Origin of the sequence: Humitalea sp. 24SJ18S-53, assembly GCF_050632385.1 — a bacterium.
Taxonomy (GTDB): Bacteria; Pseudomonadota; Alphaproteobacteria; order Acetobacterales; family Acetobacteraceae; genus Humitalea.
In genome coordinates, this window is the sequence record NZ_CP192599.1 from 5,778,707 (window position 1) to 5,795,195 (window position 16,489).

Here is a 16,489-nt window from a genome sequence, read left to right on the forward strand (position 1 = left end):
ATGACCACAAGACCGACGATGTAGATGATGCTGTTCATGGCGGGGTTCCTTTGACCTGAACCCCGTCAACGCGGCATCCCGGCAAGGGTTGCATGCCTATCTGCGCCGCCAACCCTGCGTCGTCCGGTCGATCACGGCCGATACGCCGACCTGCGCGATTTTCACCGACAGCGCCACGGCCAGGATGACGCAGGCCATGGCGGCGGCGGCACTGGACTGCCCCGCCTCATCCATCTGCACCGCCGCGACGGCCGCCGGCTTGAAGTCCGGGCCATAGAGGAAGATCACCGCACTGACCGTCGTCATCGCATTGACGAAAATATACGCCGAGATCTCCAGCACCGCCGGCAGGCACATCGGCACGGTGACGCGGCCAAAGGTGGTCCAGACCGGGACCTTGAGGCTGGCGGAAGCCGCCTCGAACTCCGGGTCCAGCTGGCGGAGCGCGGTGGTCGCGGTCAGGTGCCCGACCGTCCAGAAATGCACCACGCTGTTCAACGCCAGGATCGCCAGGGTGCCATACAGGACGTTCAGCGGATTGGCCGGATGGTTGAAGAACAGGATATAGGCCAGCCCCAGCACCAGCCCCGGGATCGCCAGCGGCGCCGTCACCAGCAGGCCCACCGCGCCGCGCAAGAACCCCGCCTGCGGCGTGCGCGCCACCAGCCAGGCGATGACAAAGATCACCGGCGTGCCCACCGCCGCCGCCCAGGCCGCCATCTTGACCGAGGTCCAGACCGACCCCCAGCCCGCCGTGTCGAAACGCCCGAAATCGTAGTTGTCCCAGGTCAGCGCGAGGTTCCACGGCCAGAACCGGATCAGGCTGGACCAGAAGGCGGTGCCGACCACCGCCAGCAACAACCCCGCGATACCCAGGCAGGCCAGCAACAGCGGCAGGTCGCGCCACAGCCGGGCTTTTGGCACATAGGCCACCGCGCGGCCGGTCATGGTGGCCGCCCGGCGCCTCGTGGCCCAGCGTTCCAGCGCGAAGGCGACCAGCGCCGGCACCAGAAGTACGATCCCGACCACCGCGCCCATGTTGAAATTCTGCTGGCCGACGACCTGCTTGTAGACATCGGTCGCCAGCACGTTGAACGACCCGCCGATCACCTTGGGGATGCCGAAATCGGTCACCACCATGGTGAAGACCACGACCGAGGCCGAGACCAACCCATATCCCGCCCCCGGCAAGGTCACGGTCAGGAACGTCCGGACCCGCCCGGCCCGCAGCACCTCCGCGGCCTCATACAGCCGCCCATCCGCTGTCGCGAGCGCCACCGCCAGGATGATCGCCGCATGCGGAAAACACGCAAAGACCTGCGCCACGACGATGCCGACGGGGCCATAGATCGTGCCGCCAAACAGCCAGGCCTTCAGCAGCCCCTGGTTGCCGAACAAGGTGATCAGCGCCAGCGCCGGCAGTAGCGACGGCGCCAGCACCGGCACCATCATCACCGCGCGAAACGCGCCCCGCCCCGGCATCCGGCTGCGCGTCAGCCCATAGGCATAGACGAAGGCCAGCGGCACCACGACCACCGTCGCGACGGCCGCCGTCCACAGGCTGTTCCAGGCCGATACCGCCAGGGTCGGCGTGGTGACATAGACGGTGAAATTGGCCAGCCCGACCCAGGCGCCATCGGCATCCTGGAACGCCCGCACCAGCAGCATCGCCATCGGCGCCGCCAGCACCACCACCATCGCGACCCCGGCCAGCGCCAGGGTCCAGCGCATCAACCGCTGGTCGGGCGCCAGGCTGCGGACCACCGGCGCGCCGCGTGCGCTGGGCGACAGGACGATGGCGCTGCCGCCTTCAGGCATCGGTCGGAAAGACCAGCATCCGTGCCGGCGGGATCGACACCCCGACCCGCGCGCCGGGCAATGCCCCGATCTCGCGCAACTCATCCGGGCTGGCCTCGGCCTCCAGCAGCAGCCGCCCATCGGACAGGCCCAGGCGGCAGACCGGGCCGAGGTATTCCAGCCCCGTCACCTCGGCCGACAGCGGCCCGCCGGTCGCGGCCGACAGGCGCACATCCTCCGGCCGCACAAACACCTTGACCGCCGTGCCGACCGGCGCGGGCGGCGGGGCAGGGATCAGATGGCCGTCCGCGGTGCGCAGGCCACCCATCTCCACCACCGCATCAAAATGGCTGCTGCGGCCGACGAAGCCGGCGACGAAGGCCGAGGCCGGGCGGCGATACACCGCCTCCGGCGTGCCGACCTGTTCGATGCGGCCGGCGTTCATCACCACGATGCGGTCGGCGATGGCCATCGCCTCTTCCTGGTCATGCGTCACCATGATGGTGGTGACACCCAGCCGGCGTTGCAGCGCGCGAATCTCCTGCCGCAGATGCTGGCGCACCTGCGCATCCAGCGCCGACAGCGGTTCGTCCAGCAGCAGCAGCCCAGGTTCGGGCGCCAGGGCGCGGGCCAGCGCCACGCGCTGCTGCTGCCCGCCCGACAATTGCGCCGGAAACTTCTGAGCCTGCTCGGCCAGCCCCACCAGCGCCAGCAATTCGATCACCCGGTCCTGCCGCCGTGCCTTGGGCCATAGCGCGCCGCGCAGCCCGTAGCCGACGTTGGCCGCGATCGAAAGATTGGGGAACAGCGCATAGCTTTGGAACACGATGCCAAAGTCGCGCGCCGAGGGCGGCAGCCCCGTGATGTCCCGCCCGCCCTGGGTGATCCGCCCCTCGCTGGCCGGATCCAGCCCCGCGATCGCGCGCAGCAGCGTGGTCTTGCCGCAGCCGGACGGCCCCAGGAAGCACACAAGCTCCGCGGCCATCACCGACAACGACACGTCGCGCAGCGCGGCAAAGGCACCGAACCGCTTGGACAGATGGTCCACCACCAGATAGGGCGCGCCGACGATCGGCGGCGCCGCCCCCTGCATCAACCGGCTTCGGGCGATGAGGCTCATGCCCGGCGTCAGCGCGGCGCCGACTTGCCGTCGAAGCGTGTCGTCCATTCGCGCAGGATGCGCTCCCGATCCGCCGCCACCGCCGAGAAATCGGCCGACACCATGCGGGCCGCGAATTCCGGCGGATAATTCTGCACCGTCGGCACCACGCCGGGCAGCGCCAGCAGCGCGAAGAAGCGGCCGTATTGTTCCATCGCGGCGCGAGAGACGGCGAAATCGGCCAGGCGCCGCGCGGCATCCAGGTTGCGGCTGCCGCGCACCAGCGCGGTCGCCTCCAGGTCGAAGCCGACGCCATCGGTCGGGATGATCACCTCGATCGGCGCGCCCTGGTTGCGCAGGGTCACGGCGCGCATGTCGAAGGACAGGCCGACGCCATATTCGCCGCGCGCCGCGTTGTTGCAGGGCGCGCTGCCGCTATGGGTATAGACCTGGATGTTGTTGTGCAGGGCGGTCATGAACTCCCAGGCCCGCGCCTCGCCCATGGTGACGATCCAGCCCGCGATGGTCAGGAAGCCGGTGCCGCTGCTGGCCGGGTTCGGCATCACCACCTGGCCGCGAAAGGCCGGGTTCAGCATATCCGCCCAGGCGGTCGGGCGCGGCAGGTTGCGCTGCTGCGCCACCACCGTGTTGAAACAGATGGCGGAGACAAAGGCATCCATGCCCGTCCAGGTCATCGGGCTGCGGTCGCTGCGCATGTTCGGCCGCAGCGCATCGGCGCCGGCGGGCGTATAGGGTTCCAGCATGTCCAGCCCCTGCATCTGCAGGATGGAGAAGACCGACAGGCCCCAGATCATGTCGGCCCGCGGATTGGCGCGTTCGGCCAGGAGACGCGCGGTGATGACGCCGGTGCTGTCGCGCACCCAGGCGACCTCGACACCCGGCACCGCGGCTTCCGCGGCGGCCTTCAGCGGGCCGAGCTGTTCGTTTTCCAGCGCGGTATAGACGGTGACCCGGGTGCGCGGCTGCGCCTCGGCGGCGGGCGCCGCGAACAGCAGGGCCGACGCAAGCGTGGCGAGGCAGGCGAGGCGACGACGCATCCGGAATTTCCTTAATTGCACGGGCCACAGGCGGGCGACGATGCCCTAGCGTGCCGGTCGCGGCAGTTTTGTGACAAGATGGATTCGGTTCCGTGACGCGTCCGTTCCGGCCGGTTCCGCCTGCTTTTCAGGCAGGTCGGCGCAAAGCCGGGCGGCGGCGGCCCGCGCGGTTAACCCACAGGCGGCCGCATAGGTCTTCCACAGGCGGGGATGACCAAGAAAACAAATTAAAACAGATGGATAAAATCCATTCCTGAGCAGTTCCCCGAACTACGGAGCAAGCTCACCCACAGAGTTCTCCACAGGCGCCATGGCCAGGATCGCGGCCGCCAGATCCTCCCCCGCCCAGCCGACCGACTTGAACACGGTCACCTCCTGCGGCGTCTGCCGACCTGGGTGCAGGCCGCGGCACAGGTCCGCCAGGTCGGCGACGACATGGGTGGCGGTGATCGCGCCTTCGGCGATCGCCTGCAGGATGTCGCCGGCCTCCGCCAGCGCGCCGTCGCGCGTGTCCACCACCAGGGTCGCGCGCGCCAGCAGCGCCGCATCGCTTTCGCGCATGTCGGGGCGGTAGGCGCCGACCAGGTCGATATGCGTGCCTGGGCTGACCGTGGCACCCAGGATCAGCGGCGCGGTCGCCAGGGTGGCGGCCGCGACGATGTCGAAATCGGCGGGATTGGGGCTGATCGTCGCGCGCGCGGGCAGGCCGGATGCGCGCAAGGTCTCGGCCAGGTGCGGGCCGTTGACGCCGCCGGGGGTCCAGATGGCGATATCCGCCAGCGGGAAGCGATGGGCATAGGCCTCGGCCAGCGCATGCGCGACGCGCCCGGCGCCCAGCAGCAACAGCCGCCGGCTGTCGGGGCGGGCCAGGTAGCCGGCCGCCAGCACGCTGGCCGCGGCCGTCCGCCGGTCGGTCAGCGCCGCGCCGTCGAGCAGCGCGACCGGCGCGCCCGTCGCCCCGTCGCTCAACAAATAGGCGGCATGGACGGCCGGCAGGCCGCGTTGCCCATTCCCCGGCGCGACATGGACGATCTTCACCCCGGTGAAGCCAGCCGACGACCAGGCAGGCATCAGCAGCAGCGTGGTCACCCGCCCATCCGGCTGCGGCACCGCGTGGCGATGCCGCAGCGGCGCCGTGCAACCGGTGCGGAACATGGAGCGGAGCGCCGCTTCCAGCGGCCCCCAGGGCAGGCGTGCGGCCACGGCCGCGGCATCGAGCATGATCATGCCCCGGTGTCGCATTGCCCGCGCCCCCGGTGAAGCCATCGCGGGTGAGGCCAGCCCGTGGCCCCGGGTTTGCTTACACTTTCATGAGAGTGTTAACGAAAGGTATCCGCGGCGGCCGCCGGCAGCCATCCCGGATACAGCGTTGCCCCGGCGTCATCCATGGCGCAGCATCGGGGCGGGAGACGCTGCCGCCCCCCACGGACGGGGGTGGCGCATTGCTTGAACGTCACAACGACAACACCGTCACAACGATCGGGAGACCAATGACATGCCCTTGCGGCACCTGATGAAAGCAGCCAGCGCTGCCGTTTTAGCCAGCGCGATGGCGCTGCCCGCCATGGCGCAGGCACCCGCCGCCAGCGTCGTGGACACCATCCGCAGCCGCGGCAGCCTGATCTGCGGCGTGAACACCGGCCTGGCCGGTTTCGCCCAGCCCGACAGCCAGGGCGTCTGGCGCGGCTTCGACGTCGATTATTGCCGCGCCATCGCCGCCGCCATCCTGGGCGACGGCAGCAAGGTCCGCTACGTGCCGACCACCGCATCGAACCGCTTCACCGCCTTGCAGTCGGGCGAAGTCGATGTGCTGTCGCGCAACACCACCTGGACCTTGTCGCGCGATACCTCGCTCGGCTTCGATTTCGCCGGCATCACCTTCTTCGACGGCCAGGGCTTCATGGTCCGGACCAACCTGAACCTCGCCTCGGCGCGGCAGTTGGATGGCGCCACTGTTTGCGTGCAGCCCGGCACCACGACGGAACAGAACCTGACCGACTGGGCGCGTGCCAACCGCATCACCTTCCGCCCTGTGGTCATCGAACGGTTGGAGGAGGTTGTGGGCGCCTTCGTCTCCGGCCGTTGCGATGCCTATACGACCGACATCTCGGGCCTGGCCTCGACCCGCGCGGTACAGCCGCGCCCGGCCGATTTCACCATCCTGCCAGACGTGATCAGCAAGGAACCGCTGGGCCCGTTGGTGCGCCATGGCGACCAGCGCTTCGCCGATATCGTGCGCTGGGTGCATTTCGCCCTGATCGGGTCGGAGGAGATGGGCATCACGGCGGCGACCGTCGACCAGGCCGTGGCCAGCGATGCGCGACCGGAAGCGCAGCGCATGCTCGGCCGCAACGGCGACCTGGGCCAGATGCTCGGCCTGCCGAACAACTGGGTGGTCACCGTGCTGAAGACCACCGGCAACTATGCGGAAATCTTCACCCGCAACCTGACCCCGATCGGCGTCCAGCGCGGCCCGAATGCGCTGTGGACCACGCCGGGCGGGCTGCAATACTCGCCGCCGTTCCGGTGAGCGTCGGCATCTGACAAGCACGGGGGCTGGCGGTGCGCCGCCGGCCCCTTCTTCACCTGGGCACGAAGGCTATCGGATGAGCAGCACCATCGATCCGCGGCTTCTGCGGACGCCGCCCAAGAAAGGCATCCGGTTCTCCTGGGCCGATGAGCGCTTCCGCGCGATCATCTGGCAGGTGATCATCGTCGGCTTCGTCGTCAGCGTGGTCTGGTGGCTGGTCCGCAATACCCAGCACAACCTGGAAGTCCGGCGCATCGCCACCGGCTTCGGCTTCCTGACGCGTGAGGCCGGGCTGCCGATCGCCGAAAGCCTGATCGAATACACGCCGCAGGACACCTACCGCACCGCGCTGATCGTCGGCATCCTGAACACGCTGAAGGTGGCGGTCGTCGGCATCGTGCTGGCCACCATCCTCGGCACCATCATGGGCATCGCCAGGCTGTCGAAGAACTGGCTGGTGGCCAAGCTGGCCGGTGTCTATGTCGAGGTGATCCGCGACCTGCCGCTGCTGCTGCAACTGCTGTTCTGGTACACCATCCTGCAATCGCTGCCCGGTCCGCGCCAGGCGATGAACCCGGTGCAGGGCGTGTTCCTGTCCAATCGCGGGCTGAAACTGCCCTGGATCGACTGGCAGCCGGCGCATTCGGCCGCCGCCTGGATCTTTGTCGCGGGCTGCATCGCGCTCTGGGCCGTGCGGCGGGTGCTGCGCCAGCGGCAATTCGCCGATGGCCAGCCGCGGTCGCTGTGGCCCTGGGCGCTGGGCTTCCTGGTCGTGGCCCCGGCCGCCGTCTGGTCGCTGATGGGCGCGCCCTGGGTGGTGGACTGGCCCGCGCTGCGCGGCTTCAACTTCGTCGGCGGGCTGAATGTCTCGCCGGAATACTTTGCCTTGCTGATCGGGCTGGTGACCTACACCGCGGGCTTCATCGCGGAAATCGTGCGCGCCGGCATCCTGGCCGTGCATACCGGCCAGTGGGAAGCGGCCCAGGCGCTCGGGCTTCGCCGCCCGCTGGTGCTGAAACTGATCGTCCTGCCGCAGGCGCTGCGGGTCATCATTCCGCCGATGACCAGCCAATTCCTGAACCTGACGAAGAATTCGTCCCTGGCCGTCGCCATCGGCTTCCAGGACATCGTCAGCATCGCCAATACCACGCTGAACCAGACCGGCCAGGCGATCGAGGGCATTGCCATCATCATGGCCGTCTACCTGACGATCAGCCTGTCGATCAGCCTGTTCATGAACTGGTACAATACAAAAATCGCCCTGGTGGAAAGGTAAGCCCCGATGAGCGATATCACGCTTGGAACCGCGGCCGTCCCCCTCCCCACCCCCCCGCGCACCCCGCCGGTGCTGGTGGCGGGGCCGATCGCCTGGGCCCGCAACAACCTGTTCTCCGGCTGGCTGTCCACCGCCGTCACCCTGGCGCTGGGCTACCTGATCATCACCCGGGCGCTGAGCTTCGTGGACTGGGCCTTCCTGAACGCGGTCTGGTCGGTGCCCGGCGGCAACCAGACCCAGGCCTGCCGCGACATGAAGGGGATCGGCGCCTGCTGGGCGGTGATCACCGAAAAGCACCGCTTCATCCTGTTCGGCACCTATCCCTTCGACGAACACTGGCGCCCGGCACTGACCTGCCTGCTGTTCATCGGGCTGTATGTCGTTTCCGCCATGCGCCGGTTCTGGCGCAAGGAATTGGCGCTGATCTGGATCGGCACGCTGACCACCATCGGCGTGCTGATGTGGGGCGGGATCTTCGGCCTGTCCTTCGTGCCGCAGGAACGCTGGGGCGGGCTGCCGATCACCTTGATCCTGTCGACCTTCGGGCTGGCCTTCGCCTTTCCGCTGTCGATCCTGGTCGCGCTCGGCCGGCGGTCGAAGATGCCGGCGATCAAGATGCTTTGCGTGCTCTATGTCGAACTGATCCGCGGCGTGCCGCTGATCAGCCTGTTGTTCATGGCCAGCGTGATGTTCCCGCTGTTCCTGCCGGATGGCATGAACATCGACAAACTGCTGCGCGCGCAGGTCGCCATCATCCTCTTCGCCGGCGCCTACCTCGCGGAAGTCGTCCGTGCCGGGTTGCAGGCGCTGCCCAAGGGCCAGTACGAAGCGGCCGATGCCATGGGCCTGTCCTATTGGCAGAAGACCCTGTTCATCATCCTGCCGCAGGCGCTGAAGATGGTCATCCCGCCGCTGGTCAATACCTTCATCGGCTTCTTCAAGGATACCTCGCTGGTGCTGATCATCGGCATCTTCGACCTGTTGACCGCCGGCAAGACCGCGATCGTCGAACCCGCCTGGCAGGGATTCGGGGTCGAGGTCTATGTCTTCGTCGGCATCATCTACTTCATCTTCTGCTACGCCATGTCCAAATACAGCCAGGGCCTTGAGGCCGAGCTGAACAACCGCCGTCGCTGATCCAGGATTCGGGAGACAGATTTCATGAGTGCCACCGCCGAAGCCGAGATCCAGATCTCATCCGTCGTGCGTGCCGATGCGCCGCCGGCCATCGTGTTGGACAAGGTCAACAAATGGTTCGGCGCGCTGCATGTGCTGCGCGACATCTCGCTGAACGTCGCCCTGGGCGAAAGGGTCGTGGTCTGCGGCCCGTCCGGTTCGGGCAAGTCCACCATGATCCGCTGCATCAACCGCCTGGAACAGCACCAGGAAGGCCGCATCATCGTCGAAGGCATGGAACTGACCGACGACCTCCGCAGCCTGGACGCGATCCGGCGCGAGGTCGGGATGGTGTTCCAGTCCTTCAACCTGTTCCCGCATTTGACCGTGCTGGAAAACTGCACCCTGGCGCCGATCTGGGTCCGCAAGATGCCGAAGGCCGAGGCCGAGGCCCTGGCGATGGAATACCTGGAACGGGTCAAGATCCCCGAACAGGCGAAGAAGTATCCGGGCCAGCTCTCCGGCGGCCAGCAGCAGCGCGTCGCCATCGCCCGCGCGCTCTGCATGAAGCCGAAGATCATGCTGTTCGACGAACCGACCAGCGCGCTCGACCCCGAGATGATCAAGGAAGTGCTGGACACCATGGTGGGCCTGGCCGCCACCGGCATGACCATGGTCTGCGTGACGCATGAAATGGGCTTTGCCCGCCAGGTCGCGGATCGCGTGGTCTTCATGGACCGGGGCGAGATCGTCGAATCCGGCACGCCGACCGACATGTTCGAAACGCCCAAGACCGACCGGTTGAAGCTCTTCCTCAGCCAAATCCTGCGGGGGCACTGACCGACACGGCGGCGCGCTTGCGCCCCTGGCGGGGCTTCAAGGCGGCGCGCTTGCGCGCCGGGCCGGGCAGCGCCTATGCCTAGCCGCCGCGGGGGGTCCCCTCCGCGCCCCACTGCCCCCAGGTTGCCTGTATGACCACGTCGAGTCTCGCCCCCCGCGCGCTCACGCCCGCCCTGCTGCTCGGCGTGATCGGCGTCGTGTATGGGGATATCGGCACCAGCCCGCTCTATGCCATGCGCGCCGCGGCCCAGCATTTCAGCGCCGATGGGCTGGAAAAGTGGAAGATCCTCGGCCTGCTCAGCCTGATCACCTGGGCGCTGATCCTGGTGGTCACGGTGAAGTACGTGGCCTTCGTCATGCGCGCCGACAACCGGGGTGAGGGTGGGATCCTGGCGCTGACCGCCCTGGCCCAGCGCGTGATGAAGACCGACCGCAGCCGCTTCGCCGTCGGTGCCATCGGCGTCGCCGGCGCCTGCCTGTTCTTCGGCGACGGCGTCATCACCCCCGCGATCTCGGTGCTCTCGGCGGTGGAGGGGCTGAAGATCATCTCGACCGACTTCGAGGCGATTGTCATTCCGATCTCCCTCATTGTCCTGGTCGTGCTGTTCTTCGTGCAGTATCGCGGCACCCACAGCATGGGCGTGGTCTTCGGGCCGATCTGCGCGGTCTGGTTCCTGGTCATCGGCGGGCTCGGGCTGATCGAGATCGTCAAGGTGCCGGAAATCCTGGTCGCCCTGTCGCCGCATTACGCGATCCAGTTCTGCATCGCCTACAAGATGCTGGCCTTCATCGCCTTCGGCTCGGTCGTGCTGGCGGTGACGGGGGCCGAGGCGCTGTATGCCGACATGGGCCATTTCGGCGCGCGGCCGATCCGACTGGTGTGGAGCGTCTTCGTGCTGCCCTGCCTCGCGCTGAATTATTTCGGCCAGGGCGCGCTGTTGATCGCCGATCCCGCCTCGATCGAAAACCCCTTCTACCTGCTGGCGCCCGAATGGTTCCGCCCGCCGCTGGTCCTGCTCGCCACCGCCGCGACCATCATCGCCAGCCAGGCGATGATCACCGGCGCCTATTCGATCGCGCGGCAATGCGTGCAACTCGGCTGGCTGCCGCGGCTTGAGGTGCGCCACACCAGCAGCGTGGAGGAAGGCCAGATCTACATGCCGCAGGTGAATTTCGCCCTGCTGATCGGCGTGCTGGTGCTGGTGCTGACCTTCCGCACCTCGGACGACCTGGCCGCGGCCTATGGCATCGCGGTGACCGGCACCTTCCTGTGCACGTCGATCCTGGCGGTGCTGGTGTTCCGCCGCATGTTCGGCTGGTCCTGGCCCCTGGTGCTGGCCGTCTTCGTGCCGCTGGCGACCTTGGATGCGGTCTTCTTCATCTCCAATGTGCTGAAGGTGCCGGATGGCGGCTGGGTGCCGCTGGTGCTGGGGGCCTTCCTCTTCGCCCTGATGACGACCTGGAAGCGCGGCCGCGACCTGCTGTTCTCGCGCTTCCGCCAGGACAGCCTGCCGCTGAAATCCTTCCTGGCCCGGCTGCCGCAGTCCAAATCCATCATCCGGGTGCCCGGCATCGCGATCTTCATGACCGGCCAGGCCGATTACGTGCCCAATGCGCTGCTGCACAACCTCAAGCACAACAAGGTGCTGCACGAGCGGGTGCTGTTCGTCACCGTGACCAACCTCGACGTGCCCCAGGCGCCCGACCGGCGGGAGGTGACGGAACTCGCCCCCGGCATCCATCGCGTGATCCTGAACTACGGCTTCCTCGAAAGCCCGAACATCCCGCGTGAACTGGAAACCCTGCGCGATGTCGGGGTGGAGTTCGAGGCGATGCAGGCCTCCTACTTCCTCGGCCGCGAGCAGTTGGTCTCCGCCGTGGTCCCGAAGATGGCGCGGTGGCGCCAGTGGATTTTCTCGCTGCTGAGCCGCAACGCCGTGCCCGCCACGGAGTTCTTCCATATTCCATCCGATCGCGTGGTGGAGCTTGGCGTCCGCGTCGCCATATGACCGGGGCGCCGCGAGAAGGAAGCCGCTCTTGCCAACTGTAACGCTCGTGCTCGTCTCCGGGGCCCACTACCCCGAGGGTAGCCCGGAGCACCGTTATGAACTTGACCTGATCCTGGACCGGGATGCCCGGCCCGATGCCGCCGCCTGGGCGGCTGACGAGGCCCCCTGGCGCGCCCGCCGTTTCCGCCCCGGCGACCCGATGCAGCAGGGCGACATCCAATACGACGAGGATGACGGCTGGACCCTGCGCTTCTTTGGCGCGGAGCAGGACGGCCCGGACGATACGCCGCTGGCCGCGAGCCTGTTCCACGAAGGCCCCTGGCGGCCGGGCGAGATCGTGACCCTGCGCGGCCGCGGCGGGCGGGAGAGTGCCTGGCGGATTGTCGCGGTGGGGTAGGGGCGGCTGGCTCATTTTCCGTTCGCGAGGACTCGCGGCAGAAGACCCAGCCTGTTGTTTTTCGTATTTTTCCGAGCCATCAGGCGCGTCCATCCGACGTGAAACTGCCGTGAAAGCTTGGCGCGCAAGCCGGCGACATCATCGACCATCTGGATGATGCACTGCCCGAGGCGCCAGCCGCCGCTGGCGATCGGCTTGGGCACGACCTGCAAGGCCGTCGCGGCGTGCGGAGCGGGTTGGGATGTGCGCACCTTACGCGCGGTGGTGCGACATTGGGCGTGGTCCCGGGACGCCGCGGCGCATCGGCCACGGTGCAAGTGGCTGATGTCTCGGACAAGTCATGGCACATGATTTGCTTCGTTCGAGGTCAGCTTCGGCGCGGCCGTCGATTGCTTACGATAAAGCACCGATGTGAAAAATCTTTCCGCGATTGAAAATGACCTGCATCCAAAAGGCCGTATCCGATGAAACTCGGCTTGTTCGTCGAACCCTATGGCCGTCACGTCGCCGCCTGGCGCCACCCCAACGCCACCCGCCAGGCCGGCGTCAGCTATGCCCACTATCGGGACATGGCGCGCATGGCGGAGGCAGCCAAGTTCGACTTCATGTTCATCGCGGACACCAATAACGTCTGGGAGAACATGGATTTCTACTCGCGCAGCAACATGGGCGCGATCCTGGACCCGTTGCAGCTTCTGGCGGCCTTGGCCGTCTCGACCGAACGCATCGGCCTCATCTCCACCACCTCGACCACCTATACCCAGCCCTACCACGTGGCCCGGACCTTCGCCTCGCTCGATCAATTGAGCGGCGGCCGCGCCGGCTGGAACCTCGTCACCTCGATGTTCCCCGGCGAGGCCAAGAACTTCTCCATGCCCAAGCAGATGGCGCATGAGGATCGCTACGAGCGCGCCGAGGAATTCGTCGATGTCGTGCTCGGCCTGTGGTCCAGCTTCGAACGCGATGCCTTCGTCGAGGATCGCGCGACCGGCCTGTTCTTCGACCCCGACCGCCTGCATGTGCTGCACCACCAGGGCAAGCATTTTGCCGTGCGCGGGCCGCTGAACGTGCCGCAATCCGCCCAGGGGCATCCGGTCGTGGTGCAGGCCGGCTCCTCCGGCCCCGGCCGCGAACTCGCCGCCCGCACGGCGGAGGTGGTCTTCACCATCCAGCAGACCCTGTCGGCGGCGCAGGCCTTCTACGCCGACCTGAAGTCGCGCATGCCGAAATACGGCCGCCGCCCCGACCAGCTCCTGGTCATGCCGGGCCTCTTCATCATGGCCGGCCGCACCGAATCCGAAGCGCGCGAAAAATATGAGGAGATGCAATCCCTCGTGCATCCCAAGGTCGGGCTGTCGTTGCTGTCGAACCTGATCGGTGGTTTCGACCTGTCGGCCTATGACGTGGATGGCCCGCTGCCGGAACTGCCGCAGACCAATGGCGGCCAGGGCCACCAGAACGCGCTGGTGGACCGTGCGATCCGCGAGGGGCTGACCATCCGCCAGCTCTACCTCGCGACCGTCGGCGGCCGCGGCCATTGGGAATTGGTCGGCACGCCGGAACAGATCGTGGACCAGATGGAGGAGCGCGTCCTGAAGGGCGGCGCCGATGGCTTCAACGTCATGCCGCCCTTCCCGGGCGAGTTGAAGACCATCATCGACCTGGTCCTGCCGGAACTGCGCCGCCGTGGCCTGTTCCGCACCGAATACGAAGGCACCACCCTGCGCGACAGCCTGGGGTTCGACCTGCCGTGTCATGCCCGCCAACAGCCTGAAGGGATCGCATCGTGATCGACCTGTCCCGCCGCCAACTCGCCCTGGCCACCGCCGCCCTGGCGCTGCCCGCACCCGCCTTCGCCCAGGTCGACACACCGCGTCGCGGCGGCACGCTGACCATGGCCGTGGTCGATGAACCGCCGACCCTGGTGACCCTGGCCACCACCGCGCAATCCTCGGTCATCGTCTCCGCAAAAGTCACCGAAGGGCTGCTGGCCTATGATTTCGACCTGAACCCCCAGCCGCAACTGGCCACGGAATGGTCGCAGTCCGAGGACGGGCTGCGCACCACCTTCAAGCTGCGCCAGGGCGTGAAATGGCATGACGGGCAGGATTTCACCTCGGCCGACGTCGCCTATTCGTTGATGACCTTGAAGCGCGTGCATCCGCGCGGGCAAAGCACCTTCCAGAACCTGGAACGTGTCGAAACGCCCGATCCGCATACCGCGATCCTGGTGCTGAGCCGCCCCGCGCCCTACCTGCTCGGCGCGCTGGTCGCCTGTGAATCGCCCATCGTGGCGAAGCACATCTACGAACCCTCCGGCGCCAATGTCGCGGCCAATCCCAATGGCGCCGCACCCATCGGCACCGGCCCCTTCCGCTTCAAGGAATGGGCGCGCGGCCGCTACCTGATCTACGAACGGAACCCCGACTATTGGGGCGGGCCGGACAAGCCCTACCTCGACCGCGTGATCGTGCGCTTCATGGGCGATGCCTCGGCCCGATCGATCGGCTTGGAAACCGGAGAGATCGACCTGGCCGGCTGGTCGCCGGTGCCGTTGAGCGACGTGCAGCGCCTGTCGCAACTGCCGCAGATCGCCATCGAGACGCGCGGCAATGAATACCAGAACAACCTGTTCTACCGCATCGAGTTCAACCTGGAGAACCGCTACTTCAGCAACGAAAAAGTGCGCCAGGCCATCGCGCACGCGATCGACAAGCGCGTCATCCTGGCCGTCGTCTTCCTGAACTACGGCGTGATCGCCAATGGCCCAGTCTCGCCGAACCTCAAGTCCTTCTTCGATGCGTCCATGCCCTCCATCCCCTTCGACCTGCGCCGCGCCGATGCCCTGCTGGACGAGGCGGGGTTCCCGCGCGGCGCCGATGGCATCCGCTTCCGCGTGACGCAGGATGCCCAGGCCGGCCCCCAGGTGCAGATCGCGCAATACATGCGCAGTTCGCTGCGCCGCGTCGGCATCGAGGTGACGGTGCGGACCGAGGACCTCGGCTCCTACGTCCGCCGCGTCTACACGGATCGCAACTTCGACTTCAACGCCCAGGGCAGCACGCAGATGTTCGACCCGACCATCGGCACCCAGCGCTTCTACTGGTCGAAGAATTTTCGGCCGGGCGTGCCCTATTCCAACGGCGCCCGCTACATGAGCCCCGCCGCCGACGACGCCCTGGAAGCCGCCGCGACAGAAATCGACCCGGCCAAGCGGCGCGAACACTTCAGCCGCTTCCAGCGCCAGATAAACACCGACGTCCCGGCCATCGGCCTGGTGGCGCAGGCGCAGATCACGGTGGCCAACAAGCGCGTGGTCAACCACACCACCACGGCGGAAGGCGTCAGCGCCAATTTCGCCAATGTCTTCCTGAGAAGCTGAATGCCCCTTGGCCGCACCGGCGCCGCCCTGCGGCGCACGGCGATCCAGATGCTGCCCACGATGTTCGGCATCGTGCTTCTGTGTTTCCTGCTGCTGCAACTGCTACCGGGGGATGCCGCCGACGTGCTGGCCGGCCAGGCCGGGGCGGCGACGGCCGAGACCATGGCGAGCCTGCGCGAACGCTTCGGCCTGGACCAGCCGATGCTGACGCAACTGGTCAACTACCTCGTCAACCTGGCGCATCTGGACCTCGGCTTTTCCGCCCGCTTCGGCACGCCCGTGGCGCAACTGATCCTGGACCGGTTGCCGGTGACCTTGCTGCTGATGCTCTCCGCACTCGGCACGGCCCTGGTCTTCGGCATCCTGGCGGGCTGGGTCATGGCGATCACCGCCGGGCGCTGGCCGGACCGGATCCTGCAGGTCGTGGTGCTGCTGTTCTACTCGACACCAGGGTTCTGGGTCGGGCTGATGGCGATCGTGCTGTTTTCCGTGAAACTCGGCTGGCTGCCATCGAATGGCAGCATGACGGTGGGCGTGTCGCTGACCGGCTGGGCCTGGGTCGTGGATCGCGCGCAGTATCTGGTGCTGCCCTCGCTCGCCCTGTCCTCCTTCTTCATCGCCATCTATGCGCGGCTGACGCGGGCGACGATGCTGGAGGTCCTGGGCCAGGATTTCATGCGCACCGCCGCCGCCAAGGGGCTGCATCCCGTGACCCTGCAATTGCGCCACGCGCTGCGCAACGCGCTGATCCCGGTGACCACGGTGGCGGGCATGCACCTGGGCAACCTGCTCGGCGGCGCGGTGGTGGTGGAAACCGTCTATGGCTGGCCCGGCATGGGCCGCCTGGCGCTGGAGGCCGTTATGGGCCGCGACTTCAACGTGCTTCTGGGCGTGCTGCTGCTCTCCTCCTTCGTCGTCATCATCGCCAATGCGCTGATCGACCTGCTGCACGCCTGGCTCGACCCACGGATCGAGTCCCATTGAG

General features: G+C 67.2%; 14 protein-coding genes. 9 read left to right on the forward strand and 5 right to left on the reverse strand.

All coding sequences use genetic code 11. From position 1 onward, the window contains the following. Positions 1 to 96: 96 nt before the first annotated feature. From ACQW02_RS27695 to ACQW02_RS27710, 4 genes are all read right to left on the reverse strand, one after another. Positions 97 to 1,818: a putative 2-aminoethylphosphonate ABC transporter permease subunit gene (locus ACQW02_RS27695; RefSeq protein WP_431283138.1), complete on the reverse strand. Its 1,722-nt coding sequence runs from the start codon at positions 1,816 to 1,818 to the stop codon at positions 97 to 99. Next, positions 1,811 to 2,965 (reverse strand): putative 2-aminoethylphosphonate ABC transporter ATP-binding protein, encoded by a 1,155-nt coding sequence (locus tag ACQW02_RS27700; protein ID WP_431283139.1) that lies wholly within the window; start codon positions 2,963 to 2,965, stop codon positions 1,811 to 1,813. The genes ACQW02_RS27695 and ACQW02_RS27700 overlap by 8 nt, the downstream gene beginning before the upstream one ends. After that, positions 2,926 to 3,954, reverse strand: a complete 1,029-nt coding sequence (locus tag ACQW02_RS27705) for a putative 2-aminoethylphosphonate ABC transporter substrate-binding protein (protein ID WP_431283140.1) — start codon at positions 3,952 to 3,954, stop codon at positions 2,926 to 2,928. Before ACQW02_RS27705 ends, ACQW02_RS27700 begins: the two co-directional genes overlap by 40 nt. A gap of 270 nt (positions 3,955 to 4,224) precedes the next feature. Continuing rightward, positions 4,225 to 5,181 (reverse strand): ornithine cyclodeaminase family protein, encoded by a 957-nt coding sequence (locus ACQW02_RS27710; RefSeq protein ID WP_431283141.1) that lies wholly within the window; start codon positions 5,179 to 5,181, stop codon positions 4,225 to 4,227. A gap of 268 nt (positions 5,182 to 5,449) precedes the next feature. On the opposite strand from ACQW02_RS27710, the gene ACQW02_RS27715 reads away from it, so the two are divergent. The 6 genes from ACQW02_RS27715 to ACQW02_RS27740 all read left to right on the forward strand — a co-directional run bounded on the left by ACQW02_RS27715 (position 5,450) and on the right by ACQW02_RS27740 (position 12,122). Continuing rightward, complete coding sequence (locus ACQW02_RS27715; RefSeq protein WP_431283142.1) at positions 5,450 to 6,484, forward strand: amino acid ABC transporter substrate-binding protein; 1,035 nt, start codon at positions 5,450 to 5,452, stop codon at positions 6,482 to 6,484. 76 nt (positions 6,485 to 6,560) lie between these two features. Beyond that, entirely contained in the window at positions 6,561 to 7,760 is a 1,200-nt protein-coding gene (locus ACQW02_RS27720) for an amino acid ABC transporter permease (protein WP_431283143.1), read from the forward strand. A 6-nt stretch (positions 7,761 to 7,766) separates the two neighbouring features. After that, a complete protein-coding gene (locus ACQW02_RS27725) occupies positions 7,767 to 8,897 on the forward strand; it encodes an amino acid ABC transporter permease (protein WP_431283144.1) in 1,131 nt (376 codons plus the stop codon). A gap of 24 nt (positions 8,898 to 8,921) precedes the next feature. After that, positions 8,922 to 9,716, forward strand: coding sequence for an amino acid ABC transporter ATP-binding protein (locus ACQW02_RS27730; RefSeq protein ID WP_431283145.1), 795 nt, complete (start codon positions 8,922 to 8,924; stop codon positions 9,714 to 9,716). A gap of 131 nt (positions 9,717 to 9,847) precedes the next feature. Continuing rightward, positions 9,848 to 11,725: a potassium transporter Kup gene (locus ACQW02_RS27735; protein ID WP_431283146.1), complete on the forward strand. Its 1,878-nt coding sequence runs from the start codon at positions 9,848 to 9,850 to the stop codon at positions 11,723 to 11,725. 28 nt (positions 11,726 to 11,753) lie between these two features. Then, positions 11,754 to 12,122 carry a hypothetical protein gene (locus tag ACQW02_RS27740; protein ID WP_431283147.1) on the forward strand — a complete coding sequence of 123 codons (369 nt, stop codon included), beginning with the start codon at positions 11,754 to 11,756 and terminating at the stop codon, positions 12,120 to 12,122. Positions 12,123 to 12,133: 11 nt separating this feature from the next. On the opposite strand, the gene ACQW02_RS27745 is transcribed toward ACQW02_RS27740, so the two are convergent. Beyond that, positions 12,134 to 12,325, reverse strand: coding sequence for a hypothetical protein (locus ACQW02_RS27745; RefSeq protein ID WP_431283148.1), 192 nt, complete (start codon positions 12,323 to 12,325; stop codon positions 12,134 to 12,136). 261 nt (positions 12,326 to 12,586) lie between these two features. Here ACQW02_RS27745 and ACQW02_RS27750 point away from each other — a divergent pair, with 261 nt between their 5' ends. Genes ACQW02_RS27750 through ACQW02_RS27760 form a run of 3 tightly spaced genes read left to right on the forward strand, consistent with a single transcriptional unit; the run spans position 12,587 to position 16,488 of the window. Continuing rightward, positions 12,587 to 13,912, forward strand: a complete 1,326-nt coding sequence (locus ACQW02_RS27750) for an LLM class flavin-dependent oxidoreductase (protein WP_431283149.1) — start codon at positions 12,587 to 12,589, stop codon at positions 13,910 to 13,912. Further along, on the forward strand, positions 13,909 to 15,504 hold the full coding sequence (locus ACQW02_RS27755; RefSeq protein WP_431283150.1) for an ABC transporter substrate-binding protein: 1,596 nt from the start codon (positions 13,909 to 13,911) through the stop codon (positions 15,502 to 15,504). The genes ACQW02_RS27750 and ACQW02_RS27755 overlap by 4 nt, the downstream gene beginning before the upstream one ends. Continuing rightward, positions 15,505 to 16,488, forward strand: a complete 984-nt coding sequence (locus ACQW02_RS27760) for an ABC transporter permease (protein ID WP_431283151.1) — start codon at positions 15,505 to 15,507, stop codon at positions 16,486 to 16,488. Position 16,489 lies beyond the last annotated feature (1 nt).

Bases quoted from the DNA above. Each gene is read 5' to 3' on its own strand.
- ACQW02_RS27695 (WP_431283138.1), bottom strand. From the start codon at position 1,818: ATGCCTGAAGGCGGCAGCGCCATCGTCCTGTCGCCCAGCGCACGCGGC.
- ACQW02_RS27700 (WP_431283139.1), bottom strand. From the start codon at position 2,965: ATGGACGACACGCTTCGACGGCAAGTCGGCGCCGCGCTGACGCCGGGC.
- ACQW02_RS27705 (WP_431283140.1), bottom strand. From the start codon at position 3,954: ATGCGTCGTCGCCTCGCCTGCCTCGCCACGCTTGCGTCGGCCCTGCTG.
- ACQW02_RS27710 (WP_431283141.1), bottom strand. From the start codon at position 5,181: ATGATCATGCTCGATGCCGCGGCCGTGGCCGCACGCCTGCCCTGGGGG.
- ACQW02_RS27715 (WP_431283142.1), top strand. From the start codon at position 5,450: ATGCCCTTGCGGCACCTGATGAAAGCAGCCAGCGCTGCCGTTTTAGCC.
- ACQW02_RS27720 (WP_431283143.1), top strand. From the start codon at position 6,561: ATGAGCAGCACCATCGATCCGCGGCTTCTGCGGACGCCGCCCAAGAAA.
- ACQW02_RS27725 (WP_431283144.1), top strand. From the start codon at position 7,767: ATGAGCGATATCACGCTTGGAACCGCGGCCGTCCCCCTCCCCACCCCC.
- ACQW02_RS27730 (WP_431283145.1), top strand. From the start codon at position 8,922: ATGAGTGCCACCGCCGAAGCCGAGATCCAGATCTCATCCGTCGTGCGT.
- ACQW02_RS27735 (WP_431283146.1), top strand. From the start codon at position 9,848: ATGACCACGTCGAGTCTCGCCCCCCGCGCGCTCACGCCCGCCCTGCTG.
- ACQW02_RS27750 (WP_431283149.1), top strand. From the start codon at position 12,587: ATGAAACTCGGCTTGTTCGTCGAACCCTATGGCCGTCACGTCGCCGCC.
- ACQW02_RS27760 (WP_431283151.1), top strand. From the start codon at position 15,505: ATGCCCCTTGGCCGCACCGGCGCCGCCCTGCGGCGCACGGCGATCCAG.